This window comes from Actinotignum urinale DSM 15805, from assembly GCF_000420445.1.
Lineage (GTDB): Bacteria > Actinomycetota > Actinomycetes > Actinomycetales > Actinomycetaceae > Actinotignum > Actinotignum urinale.
This window is the reverse complement of the sequence record NZ_ATUY01000002.1, coordinates 298,153-313,085: the sequence shown is the minus strand read 5'-3', so window position 1 is coordinate 313,085 and position 14,933 is coordinate 298,153. Positions and strand designations below refer to the sequence as shown.

Below are 14,933 nucleotides of genomic sequence, written 5' to 3'. Positions count from 1 at the left end.
GGCAACAGCCGGTATCAAATCATCGACCGGAACTGTTGGTGATTCTTACGATAACGCCCTAGCAGAAACCGTAAATGGTTTATACAAGACCGAGTTGATCTACTCTCGCGCCTGGCGCTCGTGTAGCGAGGTCGAGTGGGCAACCCTGAACTGGGTGTACTGGTGGAACAACCACCGCCTCCACGAATCCCTAGGCTACGCTACCCCAGAGGAGATTATCGCAAGCTATAATCAACACCGGGTCAGTCAACTGACCCCCGTATAAGAAGCGGAACAAAACCCAGTACGCTTCAGAACACCACACACAAGAGCGGTAATCAAAGAAACGATAACCAAGGTGTAGAAAGCGTGAATCCTGAAGCGAATAATCATCACCAACAACACCAGAATTGAAATCACGGCGACCGTGAAAAGATAAGCTGGTGATGCAGTAATTTCAAACTTAGGTTGTTGCGACACCGCAATATTTACCAAAGATAATGTAGGAGATAATCCCATAACATCCTCATTTCTTGACAGTTGCCCTCAAGAAAAGTTCGTACGTTTCTTGAGGGCAACCCTGACGTCAACTATTACTTATCACCTTCCGGTGCGGGGCCAAGTTCGCGAACAAGCTGACCCATACGTGCGTAAGCCTTGTTGCGGTACGCAATGAGGGCGGCCTTCTTTTCTTCGTCGAAATCGCCAGTGAGTCCCTTGCCGTTCTTGGTGCCGTTACGGCCGGATGCAACAGTATCCTTCAACAGTTGAGGTGTTGCGAAACGTTCGCCGAAGGCTTCCTCGAATGTCTTGAAGCAGTTGGCGTACACGTCCAAACCTGCCTGATCCGCAATTGCGAAAGGACCGAAGAATCCAAGGCGGAAGCCGAAGGTTGTTTTCACGATGATGTCAACATCTTCGGGGGTAGCGATTCCTTCTTCGACGATGTTGAAGGCTTCCTTAAGAAGGACGTACTGCAAGCGGTTGAGAACCATGCCGGGCTTATCTGCAACGAGCGCACCTTGGCATTCGCAACGGCGCAGAATTTCCTTGACAACATCAACGAGGGCGCGATCCGTCGCTTCGCCAACAACCAGTTCAACACCCGGGATGAATGGCGCGGGGTTGGAGAAGTGGACCGTCATGAAACGTTCCGGATTCTTGACCGACGGGGCAAGAACGTGAACGGGAATGGTGGAGGTGTTTGTGCCGATAATTGCTTCCGGCTTTGCATGAGCGGAAATTTCCTTGAGTACGTCCTCTTTAATTGCGACGATTTCCGGGACTGCTTCTTCAATGAAGTCAGCATCTTTCACAGCTTCCGCAATGGTATCTGCTGAGGTGAGATTCTTGCGAACAAGTTCAGTTGCACCAGCGGGATACAAGCCCTGATCTTCGAATTCCTGAGCTTCGCGGACAAGACGTCCGAGAGAAGCACGAGCAGCTTCGGCATTCGCATCGGTAACGGCGACATCGTAACCGGCCATCGCTAGCTTCTGTGCGATACCACCGCCCATGTAGCCTGCGCCGACAACTGCAACTTTTTTGATATCCATTTTATCTCCTTCGATAACAGTAGCCCCTTTACCACTGCACTAAGAGCAATAATACAGAACCTATATCCTATAGGCAATTAGGATTCTATAAATTCATAAAATGGCGGTATTTCAACGTTTTTTATTTTTTGCGCCCGAATTTTATGAAACTTTTCGACGATAAGTTCTAGCGTTTTGCGTGTTTTCTTTACATTCCCTATTCTGGCTCTGCTGTGGACTTCTAAAGTCATCAAAGACCAGGATAGGCAAGCCAAACATCAATGATAGCCACACATCCGTGTTCGATTGTGCCAGCATCCCTGTTTTTCACATGCGGCATGCATCGAGGCGTACAGTTAGCCCCTTTGCTTGCTCGGTGTCGCAACCACCACTAGAACCCAAGGAATGCTGAACGTTTGCCATTAAACCCCAAAGCCGGGCTATAGGACAAAATTGGAGGATGTGGGTTAGTCCCATGCGTTGGTCCAGGGTGTTGTGTGGTGTAGGTCGGCCCAGGTGATTTTGTCACCCCATTGGGGTAGGTCTTGGATTTGCGGGACCTGGCGTATTTGTTGATAGACACGTTCGATTGAAGCATCAGTAGGCATAACCTTCAAAATTTGTGCTACTGGTAACGGATTAGGACTGTGCATATAACAATGCCAGAAAATCGCTTTAATACGTCTTGCCAGACTCATTCCTCGATGCTGGAAAAGCATCTGGCGAAGTGTAGCGTTCGTAGCACCTTCAATCTTATTATTCATTGCTGGTAGCACGCCTAAATACCCGGTCAGATCGGGATCAAGATAGGTAAACAAGGTGCCTTGCTTAATCAGCTTGTGCACCCGGTTACGGGCGGATCGGACTCGTTCATGGGTATAACGCCACGTTCCGTTCTCATCATAACTTTTCTCGTCAAGAAACTCGGCATATTTGGTATACCAGTTACCCCATTTCGTTAACCACTCACTAGCCTGGCTTGGAGTTTTCACACGGATAAGTTGTTTACCCAACTGATACATTTCTTTACTAGCCGGTAGTTTAGGCCGCATCGTCGTAGCGGTTTTTATCTGGTTAAAAACATGGAACGTGCATCGTTGGACACGCGAAGACGACCAACACTTAGCCAGCGCTGTTTTCAACCCTGAACCACCATCACAGACCACAACATCCGGCGCGGCAATACGCTCTAAAAGCGCTTTCCACGCCACTGTACGTTCATTTCTAGCAACATACCAGCCAAGCACATGCTCATCATTTCGCGCAATCAACACAACAGCTTTACGCCCTAAATGAATCCCATCAAGGTAAATCACCCCAAACTTCTCATCAACCACAGGGCTTAATGGCCAAATATCCCAAAATTTACGTGTTTTTCGACGGAACGTGCGCCCTTTCCCCGGCATCTGAGCCATCGTGGTATTACCAAGTAGCCACGAGATAAACATGTTGAGATCTTTAGCGCTCGTATCAATACGGTGCGTTTTCTGGGTATCACATTTAGCGCATTTCCAACGCTGAACACCAGAAGGATGATGGCCATTCTTGACCATAGGAACCTGACAAAAAAAACAAAATGGACGATTCATACCTACCAGCATGAATCAACCAACAAGTATCCCGACTTTCCCGCACCACACCAACGAAAAGTCGCGCTAAAATCCTCCAGATTTGTCCTATAGCCCCCAAAGCCCCACTAAATTCCGAAAAGCCTCGTTAGTTGCCCCCCCAGAAGACAAAAACGGAGCCCTTTCGGACTCCGTCAAACTCATGTGCATGCTACAATAGCGCGCGCATTCTGCAACCTAACGCGAATTAGCGTGTTTCACGATGGGTTGTGGAAGCATTGCACCTTGAGCAGTACTTCTTGATTGCCAAGCGATCCGGCGTGTTGCGACGGTTCTTCTTGGTGATGTAGTTGCGTTCCTTGCAATCCTCGCATGCGAGGGTGATCTTGGGACGCACGTCTGCTGACTTGCTTGCCATCTTCTTTAGCTCCTCACGATTGGTCCGACAAAACGGTTGTAGCGGGGGCGGGGATTGAACCCGCGACCTCACGATTATGAGTCGTGCGCTCTGACCATCTGAGCTACCCCGCCTCACGTTACCGCTTTTGCGGCAACAGAGCCCCGAAAGGGAATCGAACCCTTGACCTTCTCCTTACCATGGAGACGCTCTGCCGACTGAGCTATCGGGGCTTGAACATATATGCGAATATTTCGCTGAAGTTCGTGGCGGGTGAGGGATTCGAACCCCCGAAGCGTTCCGCAACTGATTTACAGTCAGCTCCCTTTGGCCACTCAGGAAACCCGCCATTTTGCCACTCCCCGTACGGAAAGCGACCTGATAAAGAATACCCGACGTGGCAATACCAGCGCAAGCCCGAAATGAAGAACGTGGCAACCCTCACCACACACGCCCGCAAACGTCGGAAAAAACCCGGAAAATCCGCAGAAAAACGTGGAAATGCTAACGAAAACTAATTCGTCGTACCGCGTCAAAACCGCACGAACACGCCACCAGGCACAGAACGAACCCGCCACGCGCGCTACGCGAGCGTCGCGCCAACCGCGCCAACCGCGCCAAAAACGCGCGCCCTCCAACCCTTATTATGCGTTGTGGTGCCCTGCGCGTATCGAGAGCGCACCCGCCACCCCTACGGCAACCGGTGAATCCACTCCGGTTTAGAGAACTTTTCCTCGTAACGCTCCTGAGCAATCCGCAGATCCTCGTCCGTCAAATGCCCCTCGCTCGCCCCGTATTTGCTGGCAAACGTCGCCTTAAAGACCTCAATAATTTTGTCTCGCGCCATACCGGTTTGACTCTTCATCGGGTCCACGCGCTTATTCGCACTGCGATGCCCGCGGTTGTTCTTACCCGCGTCGCCCATATTGAGCACATCCATCATTTTGTCCGCGTCAATATCGTAGGCGAGCGTCACGTGATGCACCATATATCCGGTAGCGAAATGTTTCTGCGCCGCCCCGCCAATCTTGCCCTTATCGGAGGCGATATCATTCAACGGAACATAGTGCGCCTTCACGCCCACGCGCGCGAGCGCCTCAATCACCCACGCATCCAGGAACGGGTAGGACTGTAGGAAACTCATCCCATCCACCAACGCGGTGGGGACAACCAGCGAATACGTAATACAGTTTCCGGGCTCCATGAACATCGTCCCACCCCCGGTGATACGACGCCCAACGGTTATCCCCCACTTGTCCACACCCTCCTGGTTAATCTCATTGGAGTAGGACTGGTAGGATCCCATCACCACGAGCGGACGGTCCCATTCCCAGATGCGCAGGAAGGGTTTGCGTTCCCCGCGCGCCACCGCTTCTGGAAGTGTTTCGTCGAGCGTCATATTGAGAACAGGGTGAATAACCGGGGTGTGAATAACCTCGAAATCAATGGCATCCCAAGATAGAGCCCCTCCCAACGCACGCCGCACCGCCACGGCAACGCCTTGCGGGGTAAGCCCAAACATGTTGTCTGTAGGCAAGATGGCCGCCTCAACGTGCGCCGCAATATCTTCTCCGCTCGTATCTGCGGGCAACCCTTCCAGGGCGTGCGTGATTCTCCACAGCGCTTCGTCCGGTTCTATAAAGAAATCGCCAGATAAGCGAACGTTTGCGAGTTTGTTGTCGCGAACCTCCACGTCAACAATCGCCATTTTTTGGCCTGGTTCTTTATATTCACCGTGCATTAGATGAGCTCCCCTGTATATTCTTCGCCGTGGGAGATCGCCGTCATTGCCTCCCCCGACACCACTTTAATACGTTCGCGCCCTACCTTGCTTCCGAGGTTCTTTTCAAAGGTGTCCAGGAGTTCCCATCCCTGCCACGTTGTGGGGCGTTTTCCTTGACTTGCGAGGAGGTCAAGCACGCCTTGCGCGCCACTTCCGTCCCCTGTTGCCTGAAGTTTCCCGGCTTCCGCGTCCGCTAAAAGGTTGGTAATGGTTTCTTTCGCATCCGATTTTGTTGATCCGATAAGGCCGACGGGACCGCGCTTCACCCAACCGGTTGCATAGTATCCCGGCATCGGCTTTCCGTCTTGGATAATGCGTCCTGCTTCGTTGGGGATAACGTGGGCTTTCTCGTTCCACGGCAAGCCCGGAATGGGTGAGGATGCGTAGCCGGTTGCGTGGTATACCGCTTGGACCGGGTAGTCAACGTATTCGCCGGTTCCGGTAACGTTTCCGTCCCCACTCAGGCGCGTGCGTTCCATGCGGATGCCTTCTACACGGGTTGTTCCGAGAATTTCGACGGGGCGCTGCATGAGATGGAGATGAATTTGTTTTGGTGCGGTGAAAGTTTCGGGGTCGCGTTCACCCCATTCCTTCAAAATATCGACGACTTGCGCAACGCCTTTGGAGCCCTGTATGGCTTCTTCGCTTGCGGGGTCGAAAGCGAATTCTTCAGGGAAAACCTTCATATCTACGTCCGGTAGTTTCCCGAATACGCCCATTTCGCGCGGGCTGAATTTGACCTGCGCCGGGCCTCTGCGCCCAAAAATTTTGACGTTTTGTACCTTGTTTGCCCGTAAACCTTCTTCAACGTTTGCGGGAATGTCTGTATGTTCGACGAGGTAGTCCACGTCGCGCATCATCATGCGGGTAATATCGAGGGCAACATTCCCCACCCCAATAACCGCAACATTTTCTGCTTCAAGGTTCCATGTTCGGGGGTGGTTGGGGTGTCCGTCGTACCAGCTGACGAAATCTGCCGCGCCGTGCACGCCTTCCAGGTGTGTTCCGGGTATGTTCAGTGGCGCGTCTGTTTCAGCGCCTGTTGCGACAATAACTGCGTCGTAGTAGGTGTGGATATCTTCTATCGTAATGTCTGTGCCGACGTTGACGTTTCCAAAGAAGCGAATATCTCCGCGTTGAAGGACTGTGTAGAGGGCACCTGCGATGCTTCGTACGAAGGGGTGATCGGGGGCGACTCCGTAGCGGACGAGACCGTAGGGTGTGGGGAGTTTTTCAAAAATATCTATGGATACGGGTAGTCCGGATTTGCTGAGAATATCCGATGCATAAATTCCTGCTGGCCCTGATCCAATAACTGCCACCTGGTAGCGTTTTTCCGCCACGCCGCCTCCTTTGTTCTATGTTTCTTGAAAGTCTACCGTGCGTATGGGGCTTTTCCGATGGGGTTCACGATTGAAGAAATAAGGGACAGTAGGAAACAAACTTTCCTATTGTTTTTGCTTGCTTCACAAGCACACTAATGCAGGGCTTTACGAACATACGCATATGGGCGTGTTACGAACACAAAACGTGCGTTACTAACAAAGCGACGAAATGCCCTAAGCATGCGTGTGTGGCGTAGGAAAATTTGTTGTTTTCCCACGCCACACATATGTTCAAGATTTACTTGGTTTCCACGTTAAGACGAATAACTCCGTAGGTGTAGCCGTGGCGCAAGTAGACTGCGCAGGGCTGCTTGGTTTCTTCGTCAATAAAGAGATAGAAGGGATGCCCAACCATTTCCATTTCATATAGCGCCTGATCAACAGACATCGGCGTTGTTTCGTAAAGTTTATCGCGAACAATAACCGGTGAATCCCCAATTTGGTGTTCAAACGCTTCACCGGGTACCGATGGCTTGTGGACTTCATCCACAATATCTTCTTCAATAACTGGTTCGGGCTCTTTTATTTTAAGATCGTCAACTGTGAGGTTGAAGGGTTCTGCAACCTTCTGCCCTCTCCCGTGAGCTTTCTTTCGATCACGGGTACGGCGAAGACGTTCAATAAGCTTTCCTAGTGCTAAATCAAGTGCACTGTACTGATCTGCTGCTGCCGCTTCGGCTCGTATCACGGGACCTTTATCAATAACTGTGAGTTCAATTTTTTTCGACGCTTCAGCGCGTGCTGGATTGTTTTCCTTTTGAACTTCCACCACCACACTCTGCGCAAAGGGGGCGAATTGTTCAACCTTTGCTAGCTTATCTTCAAGATGAGTACGGAAGCGATCGGAAATTTCTGTGTTCCTACCTTTTACGATAATATCCACGATTCCCTCCTAGGGTGTTGTGCGGCTGAGCCGCAGGAAAAGGTAACTGCATCTCACGCAATAAAGAGAATTGCCCACCTCCCTACAAACATCTATGTTCATCGTTGTGGCAAAACATGCGATGGCTTTCAACGATGAAAGACGACACCGTGTTGTTAATAATCAAGTGTAGTCGGGCTCACGTCTAAATCAAAGTTAATTGAGGTTATACGTCAGATGAATATTTGCCATCTTTAAGGTTCTTTTCATCTCGGCCCTCTATGCCTATCGTTTTTCCTCACCACACTTTTTCAATCCCCTACTTTGACGTTCATCTTCTTTTTCGCCCATGCTCAGCTCCTTTGACACACAGTTTTCACCCCCACTTTCCACTCATCGTCTTATACCCGCACCGCTACGTCTCCTTATCTCTTTCACGTATTTCATGCGGATTAACGGCATGGGCCAGGACAATAGCGCCACACACCGTAATCCCCTGCGTCGCCAGCGTCCGCATACAACCAGCGAGTGTCGCTCCGGTTGTGCACACGTCGTCGACGATAATGGCACATACCCTGCCGGAATCAGCCATGCCTTCCAACATCTGAATTTTCTTGCTATCGCAGTAAATCCCCTGGCTTTTTCGCCCTCTCGCGTGCTGGTTATCTTCACGAACCCCTACCCCCACAAGCCCAAGTTTTTGGCACATATGCGTAACGTGACGCCATATTTTTTCACCTATCCCCATCTCTGTTTTACGTAAAATATCCAGACACGCCACGCCTCCTCCCCACGCCTCGCTCACTGCATGAGCGGCGAAAGTAGCCACCAATCTTCCTTCCCGACGCCGTTTCTTACCTGAAGGAGCCGGAATAATCAGCACGCCACTATCCATTGATTTTGTTATAAAAGCCTCCTCAGATCCTGTGGTTTCACCCGAAATAGTGTATGCATGTCGAGAAATGTTTTGCTTAACCGCAACATTTTTTACGGGGATTCCGCTTTTGCATAAATCCACCTTGGGCGTGTTAACAATAGGCCTCGGTATTCTCCTCGCATTATTGCCGGCAAAAATACTTGTTTGCCGGGCGAACCCCTCTTCACCAATTAATGCCCGGGCGCGCCAGCGAAGAATGTGGGTAATACGTTTCGTCAACGCGGTATTGTTCGTGTTTTTCCATCGAATAATCGCAGCCTTTCGCACACCTTTATACACCCCGAGGCTCATGACAGGGAAAAATGGACGCTCCTGACCCGTCGCCTCAACATGAAGAAGATAGGGTGCATGTGCTGAAACGTCCCTCCACTGCCCGGCAAATTTTTCGCTACATCCCGGGCATAACGGCGTATCTAGCCGTCCGCAACCCGCACACCATAGAGGAAAAATCAGGCGCGATATAGATGCCATAGTGTTAACGACGGCATTCACAACCCTAGAAAAGAAGACATAAAGAAAAGTCATAGGGCTAGTTTTTCACGCCCGAACACGCCCCATTTTTCCTATCCACAGGCCTCGTCACACGGAGCGTTAATCCACAACTCTTTCCTTTTAACCTGGGTAGATTGCTTCGCTGAGGGTTCCTTACGGCGCAACGTGCTTTGATACGGGCAAGGAGAACGGCGTTTATGCTACACCGTTATTTTTTGTTATTGTTGAAACGAAGGTCACATGCCGTGGTGCTTATTGTTGTTCGCGTTATTCTTCGTCGTCGCCTCCGGCTCAGCCTTCATCTCCGACCTCGCCTTCGCCTCCACGAATAACGGTTAAATGCGGTGGAACGTGAATATCAGCAGGACGACGGACTTCACGGCTCGCCACACTCGGGGCAGGAACATCTTCTTGCGATGTTGCACGAATGGCATCCGCGAGCGCCATGAGATCCGTCTGTGACGGCGGGGTAGGCTCAAATTCCGTGCGCAGGCGTATCATTTGCCAACCGCGGGGAACAGTGACTGTTTCTGCGTGCATTGTACACAAATCGAATGCGCCCTGGGTGGCAACCGGGGAAAGCGGACCGATAACTGCCGTCGATTCTGCGTAATCGTACGTCATAGTGGCGACGGCAGGTTGTCGACAATTTGTTCTGGAACATTTACGTAGATGACTCACGTCTTCGACGCTACCACGTGTAGGCTTGAAATATGGAAATTATCCCCGACCGTTCTCATGCTAGACGTCGCGACCGCCACGGGCGAGGACTACGCGGCCCCATTTTGCCCCTTTCTGTTCCCTCATGGAAAACTCGGTCGAATAGATTTGATGAACTTATTGCCCTGGAATTAGCAACATATCGTCGTTTTTACGAAGAGGATATGAAAAAACTAGATTTTGCTGTGATTGATGTTCCTGAAACGGATCCTTCTCCCTGGGAAGATGGTATTCCGCTTGCTCGCTATCTGCCTTTCCATAAGGGTGGGGATATCGTTGCCCGGCTCGTGTTTTACCGGATGCCTATTCTTATGTCTGCCGTGCGCTCCCCCGATCCGCGTTACTTCATTCACGCTGTCGTTACCGAACAGCTCGCCTCAGCATTGGGGAAAGATCCCGAGGATATTGATTTTATCTAACAGATGTAAAGGATAAATTTGTAGAAAAACGAAAACGCGAACAGTTTTCCGTCGTACATACAGCAAAGAAACTCGCGAAGTACGCAACACCTACTGTTAGCGACAAACGATTCTCGGCCCCTTGGTTCGACAAGGCTGGACAACCTCACCCAACTAGCGAATAACGATTTTGGAGCGCAACTGGTTACTCAAAGCAGGATAAGCTGGAATCCAATCAACTCCATCGGCACTTTCCGCCCCACCCAACACAACCGTGGCAACACGCATATTGTTAGAAGCCTCCACACGATAGGAAACCGCGCCCTGCGGAAGATCTAACGCAACAAAGCCTGAAACCTGGCTGGAAATCTCCGGCAAAGCCTTACCCGATACGTCGAAGGGGGTCAGTTTCACAGTTCCCTGCCCGGCAACACCCACCTGAGCCTTGTACGGGCCGGAAATGCCCGCAAAGTTCCTGCCTAGAGGCGTCGAGGTTGCCCACGCAATATCGTCGTTACGAGAAATACGGACACCTGCCACAACAGGGCTGGATGAGGCAATCTTTATGGCGTAGGCTCCCTGAGAAATTCCGTCGAGATTCAAATCCATAACGGAGTTTGCGGCGAGTTTAACGTCCTTGCCACCCTCAAGTGCTTTCTCGCCATCTTTTCCGATATAGGACACGTGAACCGTCGTTTCCCTGCCCGGATTCGTTAAGCGAAGAACAGAATCGTGACCCTTTTCAATCAATACCCCAGGAATAACGTGTTCTGTGGACACCTGGGAGCCCACCGCGAAATCAACACCACCACCGTAGGCACCCGAAATATGTAGGTTTTGCAAGGTCGCGCCGAACAGGCCCGCATTGGTGTGAATATGGAATGCGGTGCGTTTATCGGTTGGAATAAGGCCATCGAGAGTGTGGCGGATAGTGCTGTTGGGCGGAACCGCAACCACCACGGGACGATCCTCAAGTTTCCCGGTGGAACCGTATGCCGTTACCTCCACAGAAATCGCGGATGTCCCCGGATTCGTGAGCACAAGCTGATTGGAAGAACCGGGTTCCGTAGCGGAGGCAACAATCCAGGTGTCGGACACGAAAGAGGTACAGGGGTTAGCGGCAAGCCCGCGCGTATCGCCCGCCTGCGCGCTGTAGAAATTCGCGCCCGCCACAGGTTCATGAAGTTTCCCGGTGAGAACCGTTGGAAGTTTATCCACTTTTTGCGACACTCCGGGAGAGGTTAAGGAATATAGCGACGACGAATCATTTTCGTCCGCTGTATCGACACGCATGCCCGATGAAATCGTTCGAATAAAACCGCCACCACATGTCAAACGTGTGGGAAGTTGAGCGGAGCTCGCAACAGGAGGCTCAATGGTGGAAGTGGTGTGCGAAGGAAGGAAAGAGAGAACACTCGCACCAACCATTAAACCGACGACCGCGATACCGCTGATGCCACGAACACCCCAGTTACGCCAACGTGACCAATGTATTGCCATTAGTGCGTCACCACCTTACGTCGCCTGAGCGGGAGTGCCACCACGATAGCGGCAAGAGCAACAACGAGTTGCGTGCCGGCAACAAGGTAGTCAGTGAGAGGAGAGTAGGAAATGACGAGGTTCCCAGCCGACGGAACCTTCCATTCCTCGTTCCACGACGAACCAGTTTTTTCCAAAGCTACACCATCAAGATAAGCGACCCAGCCGTTGTGTCGGCGTTCAGCAAGAGACAGAGTTCCAGCTTCCTGAACCCGCGTTTGCAAACCGTATTTTCCGGAGGGAAGGGCGTGGGAATTCAAGGTTGCGCGTGCGATTCGTCCATTGCCGACGCGCCAGAACATGCCGGATTCGGTGGAGTTAATAAAGGTGAGGTGGCCGGCTGCGTTAAGAGAGGAGGCGAGTTGTGCGGTGGCATGCTGGGCGCTTTCCGGATTTGGAGTGGTAGTGGTGGCGGTGTTGTTGTCCTTTGGTTGACCCACTGCACCCGGAATAACAACATAACCGATACCGTGGTGCACCAAATCTTGAGCGATAGTCGGATGCGCATTCGCAAGATTTGCGATAATGCGCTGCATATCCGCATCCGCTTTCGTCACCACACCATGTTGGGCGCCAACAAGCAAAGCACTGGAATCAGCCATCGTCACATCCGTTAAACGCCTGCCGTCCCCGCGCCAGATTTCGCCACGAATCCCATGTTCTGTTGGGAAAAGAGCCAACACACGAGTGCGGGCCGAAGATTTCTGATCAAGAATTGCGCTCAACGGAACGGCGTTATTTTTCACCGGACCCACAACGCTCTCCCCCTTCGCGTGAGCAACAGCCCACGCGAGGCTCGTCGTCGTCGCCCCAAAAAGAAGCGTTGCAATAGTCCCTAAACTTATGAGTTGGAAAAGACCAAAAGCGCGCCCGGACATATCGGTACGCAAACCGTCCGCCCCGGCAACAATTGCGGACCACAAGCCCACCATCGAAATGCTTAAACCAATACCGGCCCACGCCTTCGAATAGGACGCCTGCGCGCCATCATAATACAGGGCAACAGCAACATGCGTGCACGCAACCGCCCATATCATGCCGGCCGAGCCCCCCAGCCACGAAGCACGAATGAGCTTCCAGTTGCGTCCGCGTACAAGCGCGAGCACCGCGACAGCGAGGAAAATGACGGCGAAAAGGGTGAGGCATTTGGACCCAATACTTCCTGCCAGCAACGCAAACGGGTTCGTGGCGCTACCCGCGGGATTAAAGACAAACAGAGAATACGGAGTGGGTGTTGCATTCGTTGGTGCACCTGGAGTTGAGAAAATCAACCGCCAATCAAACGCAAGAGATGGTACGACGAGAACCGCTGCGGGTATTGGAAGCCACAACCACCAGAAGTTTTTCGAGATAATAAAGCCCGTGGCGGCAGTTAATACGAGAAGGAGAAGAGTGACGGGTGCGCAGGCAGACATGACAGCGCCAAGGAGGGCCACACTCCCAACGTTAGTGAAGTTGCGACGCAAGGGATAACGCCACATCGTCACAATAATCGCAAGAGCGAGAGGCAAACAGGTATGGAACAGGGCGCCGGCAACATGCCCGTAAGAAATGGCGACCAGGAGTGGCGGAGCAGCAACCCAGGTGAGGGTAGCAACCGAGCGAACCTGCGGGGATGCCGTGAAACTGCGGGCGGCCCAGAAGGCGGTGAGAGCGGAGAAAGGAAGGCACAGGTAGAGAGTTGCGGTGGCAATCGTGCCCATCGTTATGCCGAAGGGTTGAAGGAGGAGCGCGAAGGGGCTGAAGAGGATCCACAGGGCATCTAGGCGACCTACACTGCCGTCACCTACGGCAAGCCAGCCGCTGATAGCTGAACGCAACACCTGCCAGCCGGTTTGGTTATCGGGAAGAAGTGCGCCACCGCTAACCGCAGTGCTCCCCCACAGGCGCGCCGTGGCAAGGAGCATGCACAAGAGGACAAAACCGAGGATGAGCAGGCGGGCCTTGCGTGTGGCCGTCACCCACAGCTTTTTCTCTTTCTCTTCCAGGGGGTGGGGGCGATTGGCGAGTTGGATTTTTTCGCGAGCCGTGCGGGCAAGATCGCGTTTGCCTACACGAACATCTTTTCCGCGCGCCTCCAATTCCCGTATTGCCGAGGCGCGAACCTGGGTGTCCGCATTCTTTTTTGCCTCGCTAATAAGGCGTTTTCCTCGAATAATCGCTGGAATATCGGCGAGGATTCCGAAACCGCCTCGAATTTCGCCGTCCGCCAAGGCAAGCTCTTTGGTACACAGGCGCGCCAGAGCACGCAGTGGTGTGAGGAGAAGGTAGCCGAGGAAAATAAAGGGAACAAAGGCTGAAGGCGCGGCGAGCAGGGCGTTATAGATTTGTGCCCGGCGGCGTTTGGCGAAGGAGCCTCGCCCGCTTTCTCCTAGGGATGCGCGGGCATGGCGCACTTTCGCCTGGGGCACAACAACAACACGCCAACCGGCATAGTGGAGGCGTCGGCAAAATTCGAGCCCGTCCCCAAACGGCCCGAGGTGTTCATTCATTCCCCCTACCGCTTCGAAAGCTGTTGAGCGAATCAACATCCCGGCACTTCCCACGCCTAACACATCGGAACGGTTATCGAGTTGCCCTCCGTCCCGGTCATCTACGTCAACTTCCGGGACGCGCCGAGCCGTCCGGGTTGCACGGATTCCGACTTCAAGAAGTTTGGATGAATCCTCCCACGCTATCTGTTTGGGACCTGCCGCACCAAGGGTTGGTGAGGTGTCTAGGGCGCGGGAGAGTTCGTAGAGGGCATCGGGTTCGGGGGCGCTGTCCTCATGCACAATCCAGTAGAGGGTTGTTGGAGATACGGGCTTGTCGAGTTTCGCTATTTCAGCGTTCACTGCTTGCCCAAGAGTTGCGTAGTTTTCGTCGTCAACATTGACGATATTCACGGTTTCTGGTTTCAGGTTTGACTGTTCAACTGCGCGCTTCGTGTGGAAAAGATAGGGCGAGTTTGTTCTGGTGAATATAAATGCGTGGATTGTGAGAGCCATTATTCACCACTGGCTTTGTGGCGCCTTTCTTTGGCGATGCGCCTGCGATCATTATCGGACATTCCACCCCAGATTCCGTGACGGATATCGTGTTGAAGGGCGTATTCTAAGCATTCTTTGATAACAGGACATTCATGGCATACGGCTGTAGCCGGTGCAGTGGAACCACCTTTTTCGGGGAAGAATAAATCGGGATCGGTTTGTGCGCAGAGAGCTAGTTCACGCCAGGGTTGGGAGAATCCCTCAGCCTTTTCGTAACCGAGGTCAAAAATACCTGTCATGCGCTGTTGCGCTTCGGCACGCTGTTGCGTTACCGAATCCGCCACATATAGGGCATGAAGTTTTTTAGAC

General features: G+C 52.3%; 14 protein-coding genes and 3 tRNA genes. 2 read left to right on the top strand and 15 right to left on the bottom strand.

All coding sequences use genetic code 11. From position 1 onward, the window contains the following. Positions 1 to 265 (top strand): integrase core domain-containing protein (locus G445_RS11135; protein ID WP_156825533.1); only part of this gene is annotated, 265 nt, incomplete at its 5' end. Here G445_RS11135 and G445_RS0103055 read toward each other — a convergent pair. The 12 genes from G445_RS0103055 to G445_RS09440 all read right to left on the bottom strand — a co-directional run bounded on the left by G445_RS0103055 (position 247) and on the right by G445_RS09440 (position 9,619). Further along, positions 247 to 498 (bottom strand): GntT/GntP/DsdX family permease, encoded by a 252-nt coding sequence (locus G445_RS0103055; RefSeq protein ID WP_022866097.1) that lies wholly within the window; start codon positions 496 to 498, stop codon positions 247 to 249. The two genes, G445_RS11135 and G445_RS0103055, sit on opposite strands and share 19 nt — an antisense overlap. A gap of 74 nt (positions 499 to 572) precedes the next feature. Next, the gene (locus G445_RS0103050; protein ID WP_022866096.1) at positions 573 to 1,535 is read right to left on the bottom strand and encodes a 3-hydroxyacyl-CoA dehydrogenase family protein; all 963 of its coding nucleotides are present in this window, start codon (positions 1,533 to 1,535) and stop codon (positions 573 to 575) included. Positions 1,536 to 1,981: 446 nt separating this feature from the next. Then, positions 1,982 to 3,103 (bottom strand): IS1249 family transposase, encoded by a 1,122-nt coding sequence (locus G445_RS0103045; RefSeq protein WP_026420893.1) that lies wholly within the window; start codon positions 3,101 to 3,103, stop codon positions 1,982 to 1,984. 226 nt (positions 3,104 to 3,329) lie between these two features. After that, positions 3,330 to 3,500, bottom strand: coding sequence for a 50S ribosomal protein L33 (gene rpmG, locus G445_RS11130; protein WP_022866094.1), 171 nt, complete (start codon positions 3,498 to 3,500; stop codon positions 3,330 to 3,332). A 39-nt stretch (positions 3,501 to 3,539) separates the two neighbouring features. Next, a tRNA-Met gene (locus G445_RS0103040) sits at positions 3,540 to 3,613 on the bottom strand. A 26-nt stretch (positions 3,614 to 3,639) separates the two neighbouring features. After that, positions 3,640 to 3,712: transfer RNA gene (locus tag G445_RS0103035), tRNA-Thr, on the bottom strand. A 34-nt stretch (positions 3,713 to 3,746) separates the two neighbouring features. Further along, positions 3,747 to 3,828 (bottom strand) — tRNA-Tyr (locus tag G445_RS0103030). A gap of 342 nt (positions 3,829 to 4,170) precedes the next feature. Continuing rightward, on the bottom strand, positions 4,171 to 5,220 hold the full coding sequence (locus G445_RS0103015; RefSeq protein WP_022866092.1) for a lipoate--protein ligase family protein: 1,050 nt from the start codon (positions 5,218 to 5,220) through the stop codon (positions 4,171 to 4,173). Beyond that, positions 5,220 to 6,605 (bottom strand): FAD-dependent oxidoreductase, encoded by a 1,386-nt coding sequence (locus tag G445_RS0103010; protein ID WP_022866091.1) that lies wholly within the window; start codon positions 6,603 to 6,605, stop codon positions 5,220 to 5,222. The genes G445_RS0103015 and G445_RS0103010 overlap by 1 nt, the downstream gene beginning before the upstream one ends. Before the next feature lie 280 nt (positions 6,606 to 6,885). After that, complete coding sequence (gene hpf, locus G445_RS0103005) at positions 6,886 to 7,530, bottom strand: ribosome hibernation-promoting factor, HPF/YfiA family (protein WP_022866090.1); 645 nt, start codon at positions 7,528 to 7,530, stop codon at positions 6,886 to 6,888. A 394-nt stretch (positions 7,531 to 7,924) separates the two neighbouring features. Beyond that, positions 7,925 to 8,971: a ComF family protein gene (locus G445_RS0103000; RefSeq protein ID WP_156825532.1), complete on the bottom strand. Its 1,047-nt coding sequence runs from the start codon at positions 8,969 to 8,971 to the stop codon at positions 7,925 to 7,927. Positions 8,972 to 9,229: 258 nt separating this feature from the next. Further along, positions 9,230 to 9,619, bottom strand: coding sequence for a DUF3499 domain-containing protein (locus G445_RS09440; RefSeq protein ID WP_022866088.1), 390 nt, complete (start codon positions 9,617 to 9,619; stop codon positions 9,230 to 9,232). A 32-nt stretch (positions 9,620 to 9,651) separates the two neighbouring features. Between G445_RS09440 and G445_RS0102990 the strand changes: the two genes are divergently transcribed. After that, the gene (locus G445_RS0102990) at positions 9,652 to 10,077 is read left to right on the top strand and encodes a metallopeptidase family protein (RefSeq protein WP_022866087.1); all 426 of its coding nucleotides are present in this window, start codon (positions 9,652 to 9,654) and stop codon (positions 10,075 to 10,077) included. 153 nt (positions 10,078 to 10,230) lie between these two features. On the opposite strand, the gene G445_RS0102985 is transcribed toward G445_RS0102990, so the two are convergent. From G445_RS0102985 to G445_RS0102975, 3 genes are read right to left on the bottom strand one after another with little or no spacing between them, the layout of a single operon-like run. Then, positions 10,231 to 11,556, bottom strand: a complete 1,326-nt coding sequence (locus G445_RS0102985; RefSeq protein ID WP_022866086.1) for a DUF5719 family protein — start codon at positions 11,554 to 11,556, stop codon at positions 10,231 to 10,233. After that, positions 11,556 to 14,582: a glycosyltransferase gene (locus tag G445_RS0102980; protein ID WP_022866085.1), complete on the bottom strand. Its 3,027-nt coding sequence runs from the start codon at positions 14,580 to 14,582 to the stop codon at positions 11,556 to 11,558. Before G445_RS0102980 ends, G445_RS0102985 begins: the two co-directional genes overlap by 1 nt. Then, positions 14,582 to 14,863, bottom strand: a complete 282-nt coding sequence (locus G445_RS0102975; RefSeq protein WP_026420892.1) for a WhiB family transcriptional regulator — start codon at positions 14,861 to 14,863, stop codon at positions 14,582 to 14,584. The genes G445_RS0102980 and G445_RS0102975 overlap by 1 nt, the downstream gene beginning before the upstream one ends. Positions 14,864 to 14,933 lie beyond the last annotated feature (70 nt).

Bases quoted from the DNA above. Each gene is read 5' to 3' on its own strand.
- G445_RS0103055 (WP_022866097.1), bottom strand. From the start codon at position 498: ATGGGATTATCTCCTACATTATCTTTGGTAAATATTGCGGTGTCGCAA.
- G445_RS0103050 (WP_022866096.1), bottom strand. From the start codon at position 1,535: ATGGATATCAAAAAAGTTGCAGTTGTCGGCGCAGGCTACATGGGCGGT.
- G445_RS0103045 (WP_026420893.1), bottom strand. From the start codon at position 3,103: ATGAATCGTCCATTTTGTTTTTTTTGTCAGGTTCCTATGGTCAAGAAT.
- rpmG (WP_022866094.1), bottom strand. From the start codon at position 3,500: ATGGCAAGCAAGTCAGCAGACGTGCGTCCCAAGATCACCCTCGCATGC.
- G445_RS0103015 (WP_022866092.1), bottom strand. From the start codon at position 5,220: ATGCACGGTGAATATAAAGAACCAGGCCAAAAAATGGCGATTGTTGAC.
- G445_RS0103000 (WP_156825532.1), bottom strand. From the start codon at position 8,971: ATGACTTTTCTTTATGTCTTCTTTTCTAGGGTTGTGAATGCCGTCGTT.
- G445_RS0102990 (WP_022866087.1), top strand. From the start codon at position 9,652: ATGGAAATTATCCCCGACCGTTCTCATGCTAGACGTCGCGACCGCCAC.
- G445_RS0102985 (WP_022866086.1), bottom strand. From the start codon at position 11,556: ATGGCAATACATTGGTCACGTTGGCGTAACTGGGGTGTTCGTGGCATC.
- G445_RS0102980 (WP_022866085.1), bottom strand. From the start codon at position 14,582: ATGGCTCTCACAATCCACGCATTTATATTCACCAGAACAAACTCGCCC.
- G445_RS0102975 (WP_026420892.1), bottom strand. From the start codon at position 14,863: ATGACAGGTATTTTTGACCTCGGTTACGAAAAGGCTGAGGGATTCTCC.